Below are 1,134 nucleotides of genomic sequence, written 5' to 3' on the forward strand. Positions count from 1 at the left end.
ACCATTTCATTGCAACAAACCCGATGGTTCGAAACGAAAAAGTCATCAGCGACCCTTTTCAAGGGGAGTTGCATATTGATCGTCACGGAAACTGGGATTATCGGGTTGCCAACGGCAACTCTGCGCTTCAAGCGCTGAAAGAGGGTGAAACCCGAGATGTGATTTATGAAGTCAGGTCCGCCGATGGTACGACGCACAGAATCAATATCACGGTTACGGGAACCAATGATGCACCAATCGTAAGTGGTGACGCCAAATTAGCATCAGGAACCGAAGATACCGCAGTCACGTTAACTGAAGCACAACTGCTGGCTAACGCTTCGGATGTTGATCATGGTGAAACAGCAAAGTTAAGTGTGCATAACCTTAATGCAGATCACGGTACGATCACAGACAATAGAGACGGTACCTACACTTTCACTCCCGAAGCAGACTACAACGGGGCGGTGCATTTTTCTTACGAAGTACAAGATGCTCATGGTGGCAGTACGGCAGCGAGTGCTTCGCTGGATTTGGCAGCGGTAGCGGATGCGGCTGTCATTACCGGCCAAGATACGGGCTCTATCACCGAAGACCGCAATGTTGGGCATGACTCGGCACAGTCGATCCAGGTAATGGGCTCCCTCTCTGTCACTGACCCGGATGCAGGGCAAGACCATTTCATTGCAACAAACCCGATGGTTCGAAACGAAAAAGTCATCAGCGACCCTTTTCAAGGGGAGTTGCATATTGATCGTCACGGAAACTGGGATTATCGGGTTGCCAACGGAAACCCTGCGCTTCAGGCACTGAAAGAGGGTGAAACCCGAGATGTGATTTATGAAGTCAGGTCCGCCGATGGTACGACGCACAGAATCAATATCACGGTTACGGGAACCAATGATGCACCAATCGTAAGTGGTGACGCCAAATTAGCATCAGGAACCGAAGATACCGCAGTCACGTTAACTGAAGCACAACTGCTGGCTAACGCTTCGGATGTTGATCATGGTGAAACAGCAAAGTTAAGTGTGCATAACCTTAATGCAGATCACGGTACGATCACAGACAATAGAGACGGTACCTACACTTTCACTCCCGAAGCAGACTACAACGGGGCGGTGCATTTTTCTTACGAAGTACAAGATGCTCATG

At 49.4% G+C, this 1,134-nt stretch carries 1 protein-coding gene; it reads left to right on the forward strand.

Features of this window, described 5'->3' with window-relative positions:
- Positions 1-23: 23 nt before the first annotated feature.
- On the forward strand, positions 24-1,134 hold a 1,111-nt coding region (locus A3751_RS21410), incomplete at its 3' end, for a cadherin-like domain-containing protein (protein WP_197466588.1).

The organism is Oleiphilus sp. HI0080 (assembly GCF_001635135.1).